This is a genomic window from Natronomonas gomsonensis, from assembly GCF_024300825.1.
GTDB classification, from domain to species: Archaea; Halobacteriota; Halobacteria; order Halobacteriales; family Haloarculaceae; genus Natronomonas; species Natronomonas gomsonensis.
On record NZ_CP101323.1, the window covers coordinates 2500564 to 2516851 of the forward strand.

General features: G+C 60.9%; 11 protein-coding genes, 2 tRNA genes and 3 rRNA genes. 6 read left to right on the forward strand and 10 right to left on the reverse strand.

What is annotated here, in order from left to right; genetic code table 11:
* The 6 genes from NMP98_RS13235 (at position 1) to NMP98_RS13260 (ending at position 6500) form a co-directional block, all read left to right on the forward strand.
* Positions 1-1466, forward strand: a 16S ribosomal RNA gene (locus tag NMP98_RS13235).
* Between the two features lie 103 nt (positions 1467-1569).
* A tRNA-Ala gene (locus NMP98_RS13240) sits at positions 1570-1641 on the forward strand.
* A gap of 205 nt (positions 1642-1846) precedes the next feature.
* Positions 1847-4766 (forward strand): 23S ribosomal RNA (locus tag NMP98_RS13245).
* A 111-nt stretch (positions 4767-4877) separates the two neighbouring features.
* Positions 4878-4999: ribosomal RNA gene (rrf, locus tag NMP98_RS13250) — 5S ribosomal RNA — on the forward strand.
* Together the 16S, 23S and 5S rRNA genes with 1 tRNA gene alongside form the textbook arrangement of a ribosomal RNA operon.
* Positions 5000-5148: 149 nt before the next feature.
* Positions 5149-6342: an acyl-CoA dehydrogenase family protein gene (locus tag NMP98_RS13255; RefSeq protein WP_254858281.1), complete on the forward strand. Its 1194-nt coding sequence runs from the start codon at positions 5149-5151 to the stop codon at positions 6340-6342.
* 82 nt (positions 6343-6424) lie between these two features.
* Positions 6425-6500: transfer RNA gene (locus tag NMP98_RS13260), tRNA-Cys, on the forward strand.
* An 8-nt stretch (positions 6501-6508) separates the two neighbouring features.
* Here the strand turns inward: NMP98_RS13260 and NMP98_RS13265 are convergent.
* The 10 genes from NMP98_RS13265 to NMP98_RS13310 all read right to left on the reverse strand — a co-directional run bounded on the left by NMP98_RS13265 (position 6509) and on the right by NMP98_RS13310 (position 16245).
* Entirely contained in the window at positions 6509-7411 is a 903-nt protein-coding gene (locus NMP98_RS13265) for a hypothetical protein (protein WP_254858283.1), read from the reverse strand.
* Between the two features lie 87 nt (positions 7412-7498).
* Positions 7499-8272, reverse strand: a complete 774-nt coding sequence (locus NMP98_RS13270; protein WP_254858284.1) for an ABC transporter ATP-binding protein — start codon at positions 8270-8272, stop codon at positions 7499-7501.
* On the reverse strand, positions 8269-9057 hold the full coding sequence (locus NMP98_RS13275; RefSeq protein WP_254858286.1) for an ABC transporter ATP-binding protein: 789 nt from the start codon (positions 9055-9057) through the stop codon (positions 8269-8271). The genes NMP98_RS13270 and NMP98_RS13275 overlap by 4 nt, the downstream gene beginning before the upstream one ends.
* Positions 9054-10280 (reverse strand): branched-chain amino acid ABC transporter permease, encoded by a 1227-nt coding sequence (locus NMP98_RS13280; protein ID WP_254858288.1) that lies wholly within the window; start codon positions 10278-10280, stop codon positions 9054-9056. The genes NMP98_RS13275 and NMP98_RS13280 overlap by 4 nt, the downstream gene beginning before the upstream one ends.
* Before the next feature lie 2 nt (positions 10281-10282).
* Positions 10283-10747: a branched-chain amino acid ABC transporter permease gene (locus tag NMP98_RS13285; RefSeq protein WP_254858290.1), complete on the reverse strand. Its 465-nt coding sequence runs from the start codon at positions 10745-10747 to the stop codon at positions 10283-10285.
* The gene (locus NMP98_RS13290; protein ID WP_254858292.1) at positions 10651-11082 is read right to left on the reverse strand and encodes an ABC transporter permease subunit; all 432 of its coding nucleotides are present in this window, start codon (positions 11080-11082) and stop codon (positions 10651-10653) included. Before NMP98_RS13290 ends, NMP98_RS13285 begins: the two co-directional genes overlap by 97 nt.
* The gene (locus tag NMP98_RS13295) at positions 11082-12536 is read right to left on the reverse strand and encodes an ABC transporter substrate-binding protein (protein ID WP_254858294.1); all 1455 of its coding nucleotides are present in this window, start codon (positions 12534-12536) and stop codon (positions 11082-11084) included. Before NMP98_RS13295 ends, NMP98_RS13290 begins: the two co-directional genes overlap by 1 nt.
* 170 nt (positions 12537-12706) lie before the next feature.
* Positions 12707-13801 (reverse strand): PGF-CTERM sorting domain-containing protein, encoded by a 1095-nt coding sequence (locus NMP98_RS13300; protein WP_254858296.1) that lies wholly within the window; start codon positions 13799-13801, stop codon positions 12707-12709.
* A gap of 123 nt (positions 13802-13924) precedes the next feature.
* Entirely contained in the window at positions 13925-15031 is a 1107-nt protein-coding gene (locus NMP98_RS13305) for a PGF-CTERM sorting domain-containing protein (protein ID WP_254858297.1), read from the reverse strand.
* 119 nt (positions 15032-15150) lie between these two features.
* Positions 15151-16245, reverse strand: a complete 1095-nt coding sequence (locus tag NMP98_RS13310) for a PGF-CTERM sorting domain-containing protein (RefSeq protein ID WP_254858299.1) — start codon at positions 16243-16245, stop codon at positions 15151-15153.
* Between the last annotated feature and the right edge of the window lie 43 nt (positions 16246-16288).

Here is a 16288-nt window from a genome sequence, read left to right on the forward strand (position 1 = left end):
ATTCCGGTTGATCCTGCCGGAGGCCATTGCTATCGGTGTCCGATTTAGCCATGCGAGTTGTACGTATAACGTAGCAAACTGCTCAGTAACACGTGGCCAAACTGCCCTATGGACCAAGATAACCTCGGGAAACTGAGGCTAATCTTGGATAGTACATCCAGCCTGGAACTGGCGGATGTATCAAATGCTCCGGCGCCATAGGATGTGGCTGCGGCCGATTAGGTAGACGGTGGGGTAACGGCCCACCGTGCCGATAATCGGTACGGGTCATGAGAGTGAGAGCCCGGAGACGGACTCTGAGACACGAGTCCGGGCCCTACGGGGCGCAGCAGGCGCGAAACCTTTACACTGCACGCCAGTGCGATAGGGGGACACCGAGTGCGAGGGCATAGAGCCCTCGCTTTTCTGTACCGTAAGGTGGTACAGGAACAAGGGCTGGGCAAGACCGGTGCCAGCCGCCGCGGTAACACCGGCAGCCCAAGTGATGGCCGATATTATTGGGCCTAAAGCGTCCGTAGCTGGCCGAGCAAGTTCGTCGGGAAATCCACTCGCTTAACGAGTGGGCGTCCGGCGAAAACTGTTCGGCTTGGGACCGGAAGACCTGAAGGGTACGTCTGGGGTAGGAGTGAAATCCCGTAATCTTGGACGGACCACCGATGGCGAAAGCACTTCAGGAGGACGGATCCGACAGTGAGGGACGAAAGCTAGGGTCTCGAACCGGATTAGATACCCGGGTAGTCCTAGCCGTAAACGATGCTCGCTAGGTGTGGCACAGGCTACGAGCCTGTGCTGTGCCGTAGGGAAGCCGTGAAGCGAGCCGCCTGGGAAGTACGTCTGCAAGGATGAAACTTAAAGGAATTGGCGGGGGAGCACTACAACCGGAGGAGCCTGCGGTTTAATTGGACTCAACGCCGGACATCTCACCAGCTCCGACAGCAGTGATGACGATCAGGTTGATGATCTTATTCGAGCTGCTGAGAGGAGGTGCATGGCCGCCGTCAGCTCGTACCGTGAGGCGTCCTGTTAAGTCAGGCAACGAGCGAGACCCGCACCTCTAGTTGCCAGCAGCATCTCGCGATGGCTGGGTACACTAGGGGGACTGCCGTCGCCAAGACGGAGGAAGGAACGGGCAACGGTAGGTCAGTATGCCCCGAATGAGCTGGGCTACACGCGGGCTACAATGGCCAAGACAGTGGGACGCGACACCGAGAGGTGGAGCTAATCTCCTAAACTTGGTCGTAGTTCGGATTGTGGGCTGAAACTCGCCCACATGAAGCTGGATTCGGTAGTAATCGCGTGTCACAAGCGCGCGGTGAATACGTCCCTGCTCCTTGCACACACCGCCCGTCAAAGCACCCGAGTGGGGTCCGGATGAGGCCGAGTTCCTCGGTCGAATCTGGGCTCCGCAAGGGGGCTTAAGTCGTAACAAGGTAGCCGTAGGGGAATCTGCGGCTGGATCACCTCCTACTGATCGGGATCGGGGCGTTGTCCCCGACCCACCTTTGGCGTCTATCGACGTTCGTCGACGGTGACCGACCGAGCACCTTTGAACTGCCAAGGCTAATGGTAGGGCCCATAGCTCAGTGGTAGAGTGCCTCCTTTGCAAGGAGGATGCCCTGGGTTCGAATCCCAGTGGGTCCATCTCACGTACCCGACTTCGAACCGTGTCCCTTAAGTGGGAAACGGTGATTCGTCTGGGTACGAAGAACCGATGCACCACTCCGTGCAAACGTGAGTGGGAAGGGTGGATGCTCCCTGTTGTCAGCAGGGTGCGTATGAGACCGTGTGTACGTGCGATCCAGACGCTCACTGGACCCGTTTCATCGGGTTTATGAGCGATCTATCATTACCGTGGCTACTGTGCCACCTGGTGAATAGCTCGGCTCAGGCGCCGAGGAAGGACGTGTCAAGCTGCGATAAGCCGTAGGGAGCCGCACGAAGGCTAAGAACTACGGATCTCCTAATAGGAATCCTCTAAGCAATTGCTTTGCGCAATGGGGAACGTCCCGGATTGAAACATCTTAGTAGGGACAGGAAGAGAAAACGAATGTGATGTCGTTAGTAACCGCGAGTGAACGCGACACAGTCCAAACCGAAGCCCTCACGGGCAATGTGGTGTTCGGACTGACTTTCATCGACAGAAGGTTCTCGAGAAGTCTCCTGGAACGGAGCGTGATACAGGGTGATAACCCCGTATCGGGAACTAGTACGTCGTGCGTCAGCTCCAGAGTAGCGGGGATTGGAAATTCCTCGTGAATTCGGCAGGCATCGTCTGTCAAGACTAAATACGTCCTGAGACCGATAGCGAACAAGTAGTGTGAACGAACGCTGAAAAGCACCCCGAGAAGGGAGGTGCAATAGGGCTTGAAATCAGGTGGCGATAGAGCGACGAGGCACAAAAGGTCCGCTGAAGAACGACCGGGGCGCGAGCCTCCAGTAGGACTCATCGGAAGCCGGTGTCCCGTCGTGCGTTTTGAAAAACGAACCAGGGAGTGTACTTATTTGGCGAGTCTAACCCGTTCATCGGGGAAGGCGTAGGGAAACCGACATGGCCGCAGCGCTTTGCGCTAGGGCCGCCGTGTTCAAGCGCGGGGAGTCAAATGGGTACGACCCGAAACCGGGTGATCTAAGCGTGGACAGGACGAAGCGTGGCGAAAGCTACGTGGAGGTCCGTTAGAGTTGGTGTCCTACAATACCCTCTCGTGATCTACGTTTAGGGGTGAAAGGCCCATCGAACCCGGAAACAGCTGGTTCCGACCGAAACATGTCGAAGCATGACCTCTGCTGAGGTAGTTCGTGGGGTAGAGAGACTGATTGGAGGAGTGGACTTCGAGAGAAGTTCACCCTCCTGTCAAACTCCGAACTCACGAACGCCGTCGACGCAGGGAGTCCGCTGTGCGGGGTAAGCCTGTGCAGCGTGAGGGAGACAACCCAGAGCTTGGTTAAGGTCCCAAAGTGTAGACTAAGTGCGATTGAAGGTGGTCCCGAGCCCTAGACAGCCGGGAGGTGAGCTTAGAAGCAGCTACCCTCTAAGAATAGCGTAACAGCTTACCGGCCGAGGTTCGGGGCGCCCAAAATGATCGGGGCTCAAGTCTACCACCGAGACCTAGCGGCACACTTCACCGTGTGCTTCCGTAGGTCGGCACTCCGGTTGGGTGGAAGCTCGGGCGAGAGTTCGAGTGGACCAACCGGTGACGAAAATCCTGGTTACAGTAGCAGCGATAGTCGGGTGTGAATCCCGACGGCCTAATGAGCAAGGGTTCCTCGGCAATGTTTGTCAGCCGAGGGTTAGCCGGTCCTAAGACTCACCGCAATTCGAATGAGTCGAAATGGGAAGCTGGTTAATATTCCAGCGCCGTTATACAATGAACGCTGACGCCCTGGGGTCGACCAAGCTGGGCCTTCGCCCAGTCGAACTGTCCAAATCCGTGGATGCCGTAATGGCACGAAGCGGACGAACGGCAGGATAGCGCAAGTTGGTTCAACCTGGGGCCCGTGAAAAGGCAAGTATAACGTCCGTACCGAGATCCGACACAGGTGCTCATGCCGGCGAAAGGCAAGGCCTGTCGGGAACAACCGACGTTAGGGAATTCGGCAATCTGGCCCCGTAAGTTCGCGATAAGGGGTGCCTGCCTCGGAAAGAGGCAGGTCTCAGTGACTTGGACGCTCCGACTGTCTAGTAACAACATAGGTGACCGCAAATCCGCAAGGACTCGTACGGTCACTGAATCCTGCCCAGTGCGGGTATCTGAACACCCAGTACAATGGGACGAAGGACCCGTCAACGGCGGGGGTAACTATGACCCTCTTAAGGTAGCGTAGTACCTTGCCGCTTCAGTAGCGGCTTGCATGAATGGATTAACGAGAGCGTCGCTGTCCCAACGTTGGGCCCGGTGAACTATACGTTCCAGTGCGGAGTCTGGAGACACCCAGGGGGAAGCGAAGACCCTATGGAGCTTTACTGCAAGCTGTCGCTGGGACATGGTCGCTGATGTGCAGGATAGGTAGGAGACGTTACACAGGTACGTGCGCTAGCACGCCACCGAGTCAACACTGAAATACTACCCGTCAGTGACTGTGACCCTCACTCCGGGAGGAGGACACCGATAGCTGGGCAGTTTGACTGGGGCGGTACGCGCTCGAAAAGATATCGAGCGCGCCCTAAGTCCATCTCAGTCGGGACGGAGACCCGACGGTGAGTGCAAGAGCAAAAGATGGATTGACAGTGATCTTCCCAACGAGGATCGCTGACGCGAAAGCGTGGTCTAGCGAACCGATGAGCCTGCCCGATGCGGGCCATTGATGACAGAAAAGCTACCCTAGGGATAACAGAGTCGTCACTCGCAAGAGCACATATCGACCGAGTGGCTTGCTACCTCGATGTCGGTTCCCTCCATCCTGCCCGTGCAGAAGCGGGCAAGGGTGAGGTTGTTCGCCTATTAAAGGAGGTCGTGAGCTGGGTTTAGACCGTCGTGAGACAGGTCGGCTGCTATCTACTGGGTGTGTCTGATGCTTGACAGGAACGACCGTATAGTACGAGAGGAACTACGGTTGGGTGCCACTGGTTTACCGGTTGTCCGAGAGGGCACTGCCGGGCAGCTACGCACCACGGGGTAAGAGCTGAACGCATCTAAGCTCGAAACCCACCTGGAAAAGAAGCATCGCCGAGGTCTCTCGTAGAAGACGAGTTCGATAGACTTGGGGTGTAAGCACCGAGGCAACGAGGTGTTCAGCCCGCAAGCACTAACTGACCGAAGCCACCAATCATTGCTCCGCCCGATGAAGCGGGTCCGGGCGTAAACTGGATCGCACGTACATACGGAATTCACCACCGACGCACGGTTGCGTTATCGTGGTTCGACTCCACGAGTCGGCGTTAAGGCGGCCATAGCGGCGGGGCGACTCCCGTACCCATCCCGAACACGGAAGATAAGCCCGCCAGCGTTCCAGCGAGTACTGGAGTACGAGAGTCTCTGGGAAATCTGGTTCGCCGCCTACCATTCATTCAACCCTCGACCAGCAGCGCGCTGGTCGGGGGTTTTTTGCATTTATTTCACCGAGAGTGGCAACACGGAGAGTCCTCTCGAATAAACTCTCAAGACGTGGTTAGTTGCATAGTTTAAGTGGTTCCGGTCCCGAGGCGTGTGTATGACGGTATCACAATCCTCACAGCCGGGGTTCGAAGAGACCCAAGAGTTGGAGATGATTCGACAGACGGCCCGCGATATCGCGTCGGATTACGACGACGACTACTGGCTCGAGGTTTCCGAGGGGCGAGAACCGACGGAGTTCTGGAACGACTGTGCCGACGCGGGATTCCTCGGTGCCGCGATTCCCACCGAGTACGGCGGCGAGGGAATGGGTTTCTGGGAGCTGTCCGCCATCGTCGAGGAGCTGTGTGCCAACGGCTGTCTCGGTGCGGAGATGCTGTTCGTCGTCAACGTCTGCTTCGGTGGCATCACCCTCACCGAGAACGGGAGCGAAGAGCAAAAAGAAGAGTGGCTTCCGGGCATCTGTGACGGTTCCGTGAACTTCGCGATGGCGCTGACAGAACCCGACGCCGGTCACAACGCGCCGAACATGACGACGTTCGCAGAGGAAGACGGCGACGAGTACGTCGTCGACGGGACGAAACAGTGGATTTCCGGCGTCGACGTGGCCGACCAGATGCTGCTCGTCGCCCGAACGTCGCCGAAGGACGACTCCGCGAAGATGCAGGGGGTCACCCTGTTCCTCGTCGACCCCGACGACCCGGCTATCGAAGCGCGAGAACTCGACGTGGGTATCCCGACGCCCGAAAAACAGTTCGAACTGTCGTTCGACGGTTACCGCGCCCACGAGGAGGACATCATCGGGACGAAGGGCATGGGTCTGTACCAGTTGTTCGATACGGTCAACCCCGAGCGACTCCTCGGTGCTTCCGGCGCCATCGGTGTCGGCAAGTGCGCTATCAACCGCTCAGTCGATTACGCCAACGAACGTGAAGTCTTCGACCAGCCCATCGGTGCCCACCAGGGCATCCAACACCCAATCGCCGACTCGTGGGCGAAACTGCAGTCCGCGGGGCTTCTCGTCCGGAAGGCCGCTTGGATGGTCGACAACGAATCCAACCCGAAGAAGACCGCCGAAGTGTCGAACATGGCGAAACTTCGCGCCACCGAAGTCGGTCACGACGCCACCGACGTGGCGGTCCAGACCCACGGTGGAAACGGCTTCTCGCGTGACTACACCGTCATCGAGATGTGGAAGGGCTCCCGGCTCGGGAAGGTCGCTCCGGGCTCGACCGAGATGATGCGCAACCACGTCGCCGAACACACGCTGGGGCTGCCCCGCAGTTACTGAGGCCCCTCCGCTTTCGGAGCCGTCGCCGTCGAATACGACGTACCGCTACGCTTAAACCGACCACTCCGTTACTGATAATTGCGCCAAGGTGGCAGAGTCTGGCCTTACGCGGTTGCCTGCAGAGCAGCTCTACGCCGGTTCAAATCCGGCCCTTGGCTTTTCGTTATCACAGCCGCCGAGCGCCGAGTACCGCGAGCGCGATGGAGACGACGGCGACGGCACCGACGACCGCAAGTGGGTCAACTCCGAAGACGGTCGACGCCGACGGCGGGTCGCTGTTCGGTCCGCTCTCGGTTTCGGTCGGCGTCCGTGTGTCCTCGGGTGTGGCAGTGGCCGTTGGCTGCTCCGTCGCCGTCGGTTGTGCGGTGGCTGTGGTGGTCGGCTCCGGTGTCGGTGTGTCGGTCGGTTCGGGTGTTGCCGTCGGTTGTGGCGTCGGCTCCGGCGTCGGCGTCGGGTCCGACGGTGCCGGGCCGAGTTCCTGCCGTGCATCGTCGTCGCTCTCACAGCCCTCACAGAGCCCGAAGTAGTGTGACTGGTCGGTGAAACTGATGTTCCGACCGGTCGGAGATTTTCCCTCCACACGGACGGCGGATTGATACCATCCCTCCGAATCGGCGTTCCCGACACAGCCCTCTAATTCGAGTTCCAATTTGTCGTCTTGACCGTACTCAGGTTGGTCTTCGGTGTCGAATCGGAATTGGACGGCACTTCCGTCCCACGTGGCACTTTGAACTTCGTAGGCTTGGAACTGGTAGCCGCTTTCCGTCGATTGGTTCACGCCGAGTCGGTAGTTATCGCCCGTGATGTCGCCTTCGCACTCGTTGAGGTTCGCATCCGCTATCTGGAAGACGACCTCCTCCGGGTATTCGATGGTCGGCGAGCGGTCGACGGTATCGGTCAACTCCGCAGACAGGACGTAGGTCGTCCCGCTGGCACCGGGCGTACGGTCGCTCGGCGTCGTGGTGAAATCCGTCGGACTGCCACCGTGGTTGGCACCGACGCCGGCGGGCAACAGCCAAAGGGAACACACGACGACGAGAAGGAGGGCAAGTGTCGATTCGTGCTTCATTAGCGTACTCTGTCAACGGAGCGAATAAAACGTTTCGACAGTTGGTGGTTTATTCTTCGCCGCGATGTCTCGACCCCGAAGACGGAGTTACCCGCCGAGGTAGGACTCGCGGATGTAGTCGTCTCCTTTCAGCTCGCCGGGCGTCCCTTCACGGACTACGTCGCCGTTCTCCAGCAGGTAGATGCGGTCGGCGTGTTTCAGGGCAAACGTCACGTTCTGCTCGGTGAGCATGATGGTGACGCCCTGTTCTTGGATTGGGTCGAACGCCTCGGCGATGTCCTTCAGGATGACGGGCGCGAGGCCAAGCGTCGGCTCGTCGAGGATGAGCAGGTCCGGGTCGCCCATCAGCGCACGCCCGATGGCGAGCATCTGCTGTTCACCGCCGGACATCGAGCGAGCGTTCTGCTCGCGCCGTTCGTCGAGTCGCGGGAACAGGTCGTAGACGAACTCCTTGCGCTCTTCGATGACGGCGTCGTCCTGCAGGTAGCCGCCCAACTCGAGGTTGTCTTCGACGTCCATGTACCCGAAGAGGTCCCGCTTCTCGGTGCAGTGAATCATGCCTTGGTCGACCAGTGCGGTCTGACCGACATTCGAGACCTCTTGGTCCCGGTAGCGGACGCTGCCGTTGTACGGCAGGAACCCGGAGGCAGTGTTGGCGAAGGTAGTCTTGCCGGCACCGTTGGGACCGATGAGCGAGACGATTTCGCCCTCGCGAACGGTGAGGTCCAACCCGCGAAGCGCTTGGACCTTTCCGTAGGACACCGAGAGGTCTTCGGCCTCGAGTACCGCGTCGGGCGTCGGTTGGGTGTCCGTGGCGGGTTGGAATTCGCTTTCGAAGTCGTCCGTGCTATCCGCACTCATATCTCATCACCACCCAGGTAAGCCTCTTGAACCTTCGGGTCGTTCTTGATTTCATCCGGGTCTCCCTCCGCGATTTTCGACCCAAACTGGATGACGAACGCGCGGTCGATGAGGTTCAGCAGGCCGCGCATGTTGTGGTCGACGACGATGAGCGTCATGCCGTGCTGTCGGAGCGACTCCATCACTTCCGAGAGTTCCTGAACCTCCTTCCCGGAGAGGCCGGCGAAGGGCTCGTCGACCAACATCACGTCCGGCTGGGTCGCGATGGCCCGGCCTAACTCCAGTTTCAACATTCCGGCGTGTGGGAGTTCCGAGGGCGTCTGGTCGAGGACGTCACCCAACCCGACGCGCTTTGCGATTTCGGTGGCGAGGGCTTCGCTCTCGCCGCCGACGCCCGCGAGCGTGAACAGTTCGTCGGGTGCGAGTGCGAGTTCGATGTTCTTGACGACGGAGCGGTCCCCGAGGGGGGCGAACTCCTGGAACGTTCGCGCCATCCCCTTTTTGACCATCTCGTGGGCGGGGATGCCGGTCACGTCCTCGCCTTTGAAGTAGACGGTGCCGTCGGTCGGCGGGTACGTTCCCGTGACGGAGTTGAACGTCGTCGACTTCCCCGCGCCGTTCGGCCCGATGAAGCCGAGGATTTCGCCCTCCTGAACCGCAAAGGAGAGGTCGTCGACCGCCACGAGACCGCCGAACTCCTTGCGGAGGTCGTTGGCGACGAGGATGCCGTCGTCGGGGCCGTACGACCGGTCTTCGACGTCGGCTCGTTCGCTATCAGTGCTCATTTGTTATCACGTCCGATGATATCGTTGATTTCCTCGCGGTACTTCTGGATGGTACTTTGGACGGGTGAGTTCCCACCGGTCGGTTCCGGTTCGGGCACCTCCTCGCCGCGGTAGCGGGCGCGCATCCGACGACCGCGTCGAATCGCTTCGGGCACGACGCCGTCGGGGAGATACACCAACACCAGCATGGCGAGCAGGAACGTCGGAAGCGGGTCTAGTGCGGCGAACTCGATGCCGAGGACCGGAATCGTGAACGTGAGCGCATTGACGAGTTCGGTCGTCAGCGCGAACAGCAACGCGCCGGCGACTGCGCCCACGATGGTCCCCATGCCGCCGATAATCGCCATGATAATCACCTGAATGCTGAGGTCGATTCGACCGGGACCGAGCAGGTTTTCGGTGTTCGGGAAGCCGCCGGCATGGACGAACATCGCTCCGGCGAACCCACCGACTGCGCCTGCGAGGACGAACGCGAAGATTTTGAACTTCGCGGGATTGAGTCCCGAGGAGCGAACCGCGTTTTCGTCCTCACGAATCGCGGTGAACACCGTTCCGGCCGAAGAGCGGGTCACGGCGTAACAGACCGCCAACACGAGGAGGAACGCGGCGAAGGCGGTGTAGTACCGCCCGAGCGCCCACGACATGTTGCCAGTCACCGTTATCAGGGCGTCCTGTGCGAAGCCGACGACCTGCGGTGGCTGGGTCGGCAGCCCACCGGTTCCACCGAGTCCCTGCGGGGCGAACAGCGGCAGACTCTCACTGAACAGGATGAACGTCTGATACAGCAACAGCGGCGCGATGAGGGTGACAAGCGAGAGGTACGGCCCTTCGAGTCGCAGCGCGGGGATGCCGATGAGCAGTCCGCCGAGCGCCGCAACCACCGTCGCGAGCACGATGCCGACGATGACGGGCAGGCCGTGCTGTGTCGTCACCACCGCGCTTCCGTAGCCGCCGATGGCGAAGAAGAACGCGTGACCGAAACTGAGTTGGCCGGTGTAGCCGGAGACGACGTCCCAACTCATCGCGAACATCATGAAGAACAACACGGGCCGGAAGGCGTCGAGTTCTAACGGCGTCAGGAACGTGGGGAACAGCCCCAGCAGCACGACTCCGTACACGCCGATTCGGTGTCGCAACGCCAGTTCGCTGAACTGGAGTTTCTCTTTGACCGCCTCGCGGCGCCGTTCCTTGGTGTTGCCTTCGAAAGGTGTTTTCGTAGCCATTGTTATTCTGCAGCCTCCCGTCCGAACAGTCCTTCGGGCTTCACGAGCAGGAACACGAGCAGCAGGACGAGCGAAGAGATGCCCGCGAGCTGTGAGCCGCCCGGTGCGAACGTGACCGTGAAGGTCTCGAAGAAGCCGATGATGTAGGCGCCGACGACGCTACCCTTGATGGAACCGAGGCCACCCAAAATGACGATAGCGAACGACAGCACGAGCGGTGCCGGCGGTTCGATGGACATGAGCCACGACCCGCCGCCGAGGCTGCCGGCGAGCAACACGCCGGCGTACCCGGCGAAGGCGCCCGCCAGCACCCACGTAATCAGGTTGATGCGCTCGGAGTCGATGCCGACGAGCGAGGCGCCCTTGTCGCTCATGCTGACCGCGATGATGGCACGCCCCGTCCGCGTGTAGTTGACGAAGTAGAACAGCGCGCCGATGAGCAGCCACGACGTGGCGAAGATGAACACGTCGTTGGCGAAACTACTGAAGCCGATGACAGGGTCGACCGGGATGTTGAGCGGGTCGATATCGTCACCGGGCGCGTCCGAACGTAGCGGATGACGCCCAGGTACGTCGCGCCGCCGATGGCGGCCCCGACGAGGGTACCGGCCAAGAGACCCACGAAGATGGGCAACCCGAAGTATCCTGAGGCGATGTACGCGCTGAAGGCGCCGAGCGTGATGAACCCGCCGTGGGCGAAGTTCAGGATGCCACCGACGCCGAAGATGAGCGTAAAGCCGATGGCGATGACGGCGTACAGTGCGCTGATGAACGCTGCTGAGAGTATCGTGTCGAGAACCATTAGTTATTCACCCATTCTGGAATCGTTTTGTCCGCGCTCTTGTTCTGTGGCGGTGCAAAGGAGTGCATTGTCCCGTAGTCTTCGCGGACCTCGGGGTCCATCTGCCACTGCTGGAAGACCGGGACGCCGGTCTCCTCGATGGAGGTCCACTGCGGTTCGTGAGCGTACGTCGCGTCCGCGGGCGTGAACTGGAACTCGCTGAGAACCGTACTCCCCGTGAACGTGCCGTCTTCGAGGTACGGAATCAGCGTGTTGCTGTCGGGAATCTCTTCGAGTCCCTCGCCCTCGACGGCCGCGGTAATCGCCTGCTCGGCGAGCGTAATCACGTCGTAGGTGAGCGCCCCGCTGTAGATGGGCACCGAGTCCCACTTCTCGCGGTAGGCCTCGACGAACGGCTGGGTCTGTTCGGTGTTCGAGGTCTGGGGCGTCATCGCGTTCATCGTGAACACGTGTTCGACGTTGCCGCCGGTGGACTCCCAGTAACTGAACGCCTGGCTGGGGACGTGGATGCCGCCGAACTCGAAATCCCGCTCTTGTTGGGCCCACTGGTTGACCGCAGTGGTGCCGATGAGTGCCATCCCGACGATGGCCACGTCGCAGTCGGTGTCCTCGATTTCGTTGAACAGCGGCGACCAGTCGCTGACGCCGCCCGGTCGTTCCGAAACGGGGACCTCGATGACGTCGCTGAGCCGCTCCTGAAGTCGGTTGGCGTACGGCGTGAACTCTCCGAGGTTCTCGGTCAGAAGTGCGGCCTTCTCCCAGCCGTACTCTTCTTTGTTGCTCTCGACGAACTCCAACATCGCATCGGCGAGGTCGAGCAAGTGCAGCGGTCCGGCGCGGAAGTGGTACTTGAACCGCTCGTACTCGGATTCTCCGCCCTCTCCGGTGATGTCGTCGTTGGTCTTCGAAACCAGTTTGCCGGCGCGGGGGTCGGCCGAAGCGCTGGTGATGTGGATGGTTTCCTGGTTGGCGATAGAAGGTAGCGTCTGCAGCAGCGCCGACCCGAGGAAGATGCCACAGGTCATATCGCAGTCCTCCTGCAGGACGAGCCGTCGGTGCTCCGATTGGGCCTTCCCCGGCGACACTTCGGTGTTACCGAGTTTGACGTTGACGTTGGCACCGAGGATGCCACCGTTGTTGTTCAGTTCCTCAGCCGCCTGTCGGGCGCCGTTCCACATCGACCGCCCGAGTGGGAGGTTCATCGGCGCGAGGACGCCGACGTTCAGTGTCTCTCCCGAGAGAACGCCGTCGCCTACAGATTCGCCGTTGCCGTTTCCGGGTGGGGTTTTGTCGCCCTGTCCGCGGAACGGGAACCCGGGTGCGGGGTTCTCCGGCGACTGACAGCCGGCGAGACCGGCGGTCAGCGCGCCGGCCCCTCCGTACTTCAGAACCGAACGCCTGTCGAGGCGCCCGTCTTCTTCATCACTCTGTTCGTTAGCTGGCAGGTCTGCCATGTGTGTCCTCAATATTTAACAGGTACAAATGTGTGTTGTGGTGGTGTTGTCCGGCCGTTTAAGGCGGATACGACGAATCGACGGTCCATTCATCAGGGACGAACTATCAGATTCGATAGAAATGGTCGGTGCAGACGGTGCATCCTCTCGACTGTTGATGCCGAGTGGCGCTACGTCCGCCGGTTCGTGAGCAGTGCGCTGGCGAGCAACGCGAAGACGGCGACCGCGGCGCCGAATCCGGGGCCGGAACCGGCTGTCGGCGTCATGCCAGTGTTGCTATTCCCGCCGTTGTCGCCACCGCCGCCGCCCGTGTTGCTGTCAGTCACCGTCGGCGCGGCGGTGTCCTCGGGAATGTCCGTGGGCTGTGGCGTATCCTCGGGCGTTGCGGTCGGTTGGGGTGTGTTCTCCGGCGTTTCGGTGGGTTCGGTGGTGGCGGTGTCGTCGGGTTCCGCCGTCGGCGTCGGTGTGGGTTCTGGGGTTGCGGTCGGTCCCGGCGTGGCGGTGTTTTTCGGCTCCTCTCCCGGCGGTGGGCCGAGTTGCTCTTCGGCTTCGGCGCGACTGTCACAGTCACAGACGTAGAGATAATTCGAATTCACCTTCACGCCCGCGGTGCGTGCGCCCGACGACGGCTGTTCGTCGGGGCCGTTGTCGGCGACGGTGCCATTGAGAAAGCCCTGTATCTGATACCAACCGGGTTCGCTCGTCACCGTCAGGCAGGTGCCGTCCTGGGAGCCGGCGCCCTGTGCGGCGACGATGGCGTCCTCGGGAGCCATATACGGTGGGTCACCGGCGAAGTCGCTCCAATCGTAGAGATTGATGGTGATGCCGTCGTCCCGGAAATCGGTGTTCTTCTGTTTCTGGACAAGGTCCTCGTCGACTTGCGTACCGGGGTTGTCGCCACCGCGGTCGATACCGAAGGCCTTCGTGTTCGGGATGTCGCAGGCGGAGTAGTCTATCCACTGGGCGTCGATGATGACGTAATCGAGGAAGATGCCCTCCTCGGCGTCGAGTTCCTCAAAGGCCTCCGCGCCCGAGGCGAAGTACTCGATGCTACCGTTTTCTTCGTTCTGGTCGCCGGGATAGTGGTCGGTCGCATACGGGAAGTTCACCGTGAGATTCGCCTGTCCGTCGAAGTTCGCTGCCTGGTCTTTGGTGTGTTCGTCCGCAGCTGCGGTGCCGGTTGCGACGGCGAGAACCGAAACGCCCGCGAGCGCCCCCGCGATGACGAGGACTGCGAGCGACGTTGCACGTCTCTGTCTACCCATTCGTGGGAACGCTGTACCGACTTGACGCTAACCGTATTGCAGGGTATTCGAGGCAGTTTATAACACTCGCCGGCTGTCTCCGTGGCTCGCCCTCGACGCGATAAAACGGATGTGGGCGTCGGGTTATCGTCGCCGAGTTGCCAGCAGTGCGCTGGCGAGGAGGGCGAGGATTGCGACGGCGGGTCCGAAGCCGGGGCCACCGCCGGAGGTCGGCGTCATGCCTGTGTTGCCGTTGCCACCGTTGCCGCCATTGTTACCGCCCCCGTTGTTGGGTTGAGTTGCGGTCGGTGCGGCGGTGTCCTCGGGCGGTTCGGTTGGTTCGGGGGTGTCTTCAGGGGGTTCGGTTGGTTCGGGGGTGTCCTCGGGGGGTTCAGTTGGCTGGGGGGTGTCGTCGGATGCTTCGGTCGGCGTCGGAGTCGGTTCCGGTGTCGCAGTGGGTTCGGGTGTGGACTCGGAGCCACTGTCGTCCTCGTTCGGCGGTGGGCCGAGTTGTTCGCGGGCCTCCTGTTCGCTGTCGCAGTCACAGACGTAGAGGTAGTTCGACTGCAGTCGGAGTCCCTTCTCCTCGGCGCTGTCGGAGGGTTCTTCGTCGGGGCCGTTGTCGGCGACGGTACCGTTGAGGAACGCCTGCAACTGATACCACCCGGGTTCGCTCGTCATCGTCAGGCAGGTGCCGGCCTGCGAGCCAGCGCCCTGTGCGGCGACGACCTGGTCTTCGGGAGCCATGTACGGCGGGTCGCCCGCGAAGTCGCTGAAGTCGTAGAACTTGATTTCGATGCCGTCATCGAGGAAGTTCGTGTTCCGCTGTTTCTGGACGAGGTCCTCGTCGAACTGAGTGCCGGCCAAATTACTGTCTCGGTCGATGCCGAAGGCCTTCGTGTTCGGGATGTCGCAGGCGGAGTAGTCTATCCACTGGGCGTCGATGATGATGTAGTTGAACCAGACGCCCTCCTCGGCACCAACATCGTTGAACGCCTCCGAGCCGACGGCGTAGTACTCGATACTACCGTTCTGTTCGTTCTGGTCGCCGGGGTAGTGGTCCGTCGCGTACGGGAGATTGACCGTGAAGTTCGCGGCATCTGTCTTATCCGGTGCTTCGTCTCGCGTAACGCTGTCCTGTGCCGCAGCCGGCGCGGCGGCCGCGGCGAACAGCGTGACCCCGGTGACCATCGACGTAATCAACGCGATGGACAACAGGGTCGCAGTCCGTTGTCGGTTTGCGGGTCCCATCGAAGGCAACGGCGGACAGTACTTTCTTATCCTTGGTGCCAGTCATATTCGGGTGTTTATATCACACACGGGGACGGTACACGAACAACTGAATAAACGGAAGAAAACAGGTAGAGGGGTTATCGACGGCGATTAGCGAGGAGTGCGCTGGCGAGGAATGCGAGGATGGCGATGGCGGGGCCGAAGCCGGGACCACTACCGGAGGTTGGCGTCATACCGGTGCTTCCACCACCGGCGCTGTTGCCGCCACCGCCCCCACCGCCGTTGTTTGGTTGAGTCGCTGTGGGTGCGGTCGTCTCTTCGGGCGGGTCCGTTGGCTGTGGTGTATCGTCCGGTGGATCGGTCGGTTCGGGTGTGGATTCCGGCGGTTCGGTCGGCGTCGGCGTGTCGTCGGGCGCCTCCGTGGGAGTCGGTGTCGAGTCGCTGCTCTCCGTGGGTGTCGGCGTCGACTCGGGTTCCCCTCCCGGCGGCGGGCCGAGTTGCTCTTCGGCCTCGGCGCGGCTGTCACACTCACAGACGTAGAGGTAATTCGAGTTGACGTTCACGCCGACGAACTCCTTGTTTTCCGGCTCACAGTCGGAGTTGCCCTCCTCTTTGCATCCGGTCGCGATGCTGCCGTTCGCGAACGCCTGAACGTTGTACCAGCCGGGTTCGTTGGTGACGGTGAGACACGGACCGGAGTTCGACCCGGCACCCTGTGCCGCGACGATGGCGTCCTCCGGGGAGAGATACGGCGGGTCGTTCGCGAAGTCGTCCCAGTTGTACATCTCGATGGTGATGCCGTCGTCCCGGAAGTCCGTTCGAATCTGGTGTTCGACGAGGTCCTCGTCGATGTTCGTCCCCGTGTTGTTGTTGCCACGGTCGATACCGAACGCCTTTGTGTTGTCCGTCGAACACGCGGAGTAGTCTATCCAGTCGGCGTCGACGATGACGTTGTCGACCCAGATACCTTCCTCTGCGCCCTGTTCAGTGAACGCTGCACCACCGGCGGCGAAGTACTCGATACTTCCGTTTTCGGTGTTTTGGTCGCCGGGGTAGTGGTCCGTCGTGTACGGGAGGTTCACCGTGAAGTTCATCTCCTCGTCGAAGTTCGGCGCCTCGTCTTTGGTGTGTCCATCGGCAGCGACGGCGCCGGCGGTCGCACCGATTGCGACCATCGACACGACGACGAACGTCGCCAGCACCGTCGCGGCTGTCTGCCTTGCGCTGTGCATGTAGGTACGACTGCAGAATCACCGCTCCTAACGCTGTTGCTGG

Coding starts and splice junctions, on each gene's coding strand:
- NMP98_RS13280 (WP_254858288.1), bottom strand. CDS start 10,280: ATGGCTACGAAAACACCTTTCGAAGGCAACACCAAGGAACGGCGCCGC.
- NMP98_RS13310 (WP_254858299.1), bottom strand. CDS start 16,245: ATGCACAGCGCAAGGCAGACAGCCGCGACGGTGCTGGCGACGTTCGTC.
- NMP98_RS13290 (WP_254858292.1), bottom strand. CDS start 11,082: ATGGTTCTCGACACGATACTCTCAGCAGCGTTCATCAGCGCACTGTAC.
- NMP98_RS13295 (WP_254858294.1), bottom strand. CDS start 12,536: ATGGCAGACCTGCCAGCTAACGAACAGAGTGATGAAGAAGACGGGCGC.
- NMP98_RS13265 (WP_254858283.1), bottom strand. CDS start 7,411: ATGAAGCACGAATCGACACTTGCCCTCCTTCTCGTCGTCGTGTGTTCC.
- NMP98_RS13270 (WP_254858284.1), bottom strand. CDS start 8,272: ATGAGTGCGGATAGCACGGACGACTTCGAAAGCGAATTCCAACCCGCC.
- NMP98_RS13305 (WP_254858297.1), bottom strand. CDS start 15,031: ATGGGACCCGCAAACCGACAACGGACTGCGACCCTGTTGTCCATCGCG.
- NMP98_RS13300 (WP_254858296.1), bottom strand. CDS start 13,801: ATGGGTAGACAGAGACGTGCAACGTCGCTCGCAGTCCTCGTCATCGCG.
- NMP98_RS13275 (WP_254858286.1), bottom strand. CDS start 9,057: ATGAGCACTGATAGCGAACGAGCCGACGTCGAAGACCGGTCGTACGGC.
- NMP98_RS13255 (WP_254858281.1), top strand. CDS start 5,149: ATGACGGTATCACAATCCTCACAGCCGGGGTTCGAAGAGACCCAAGAG.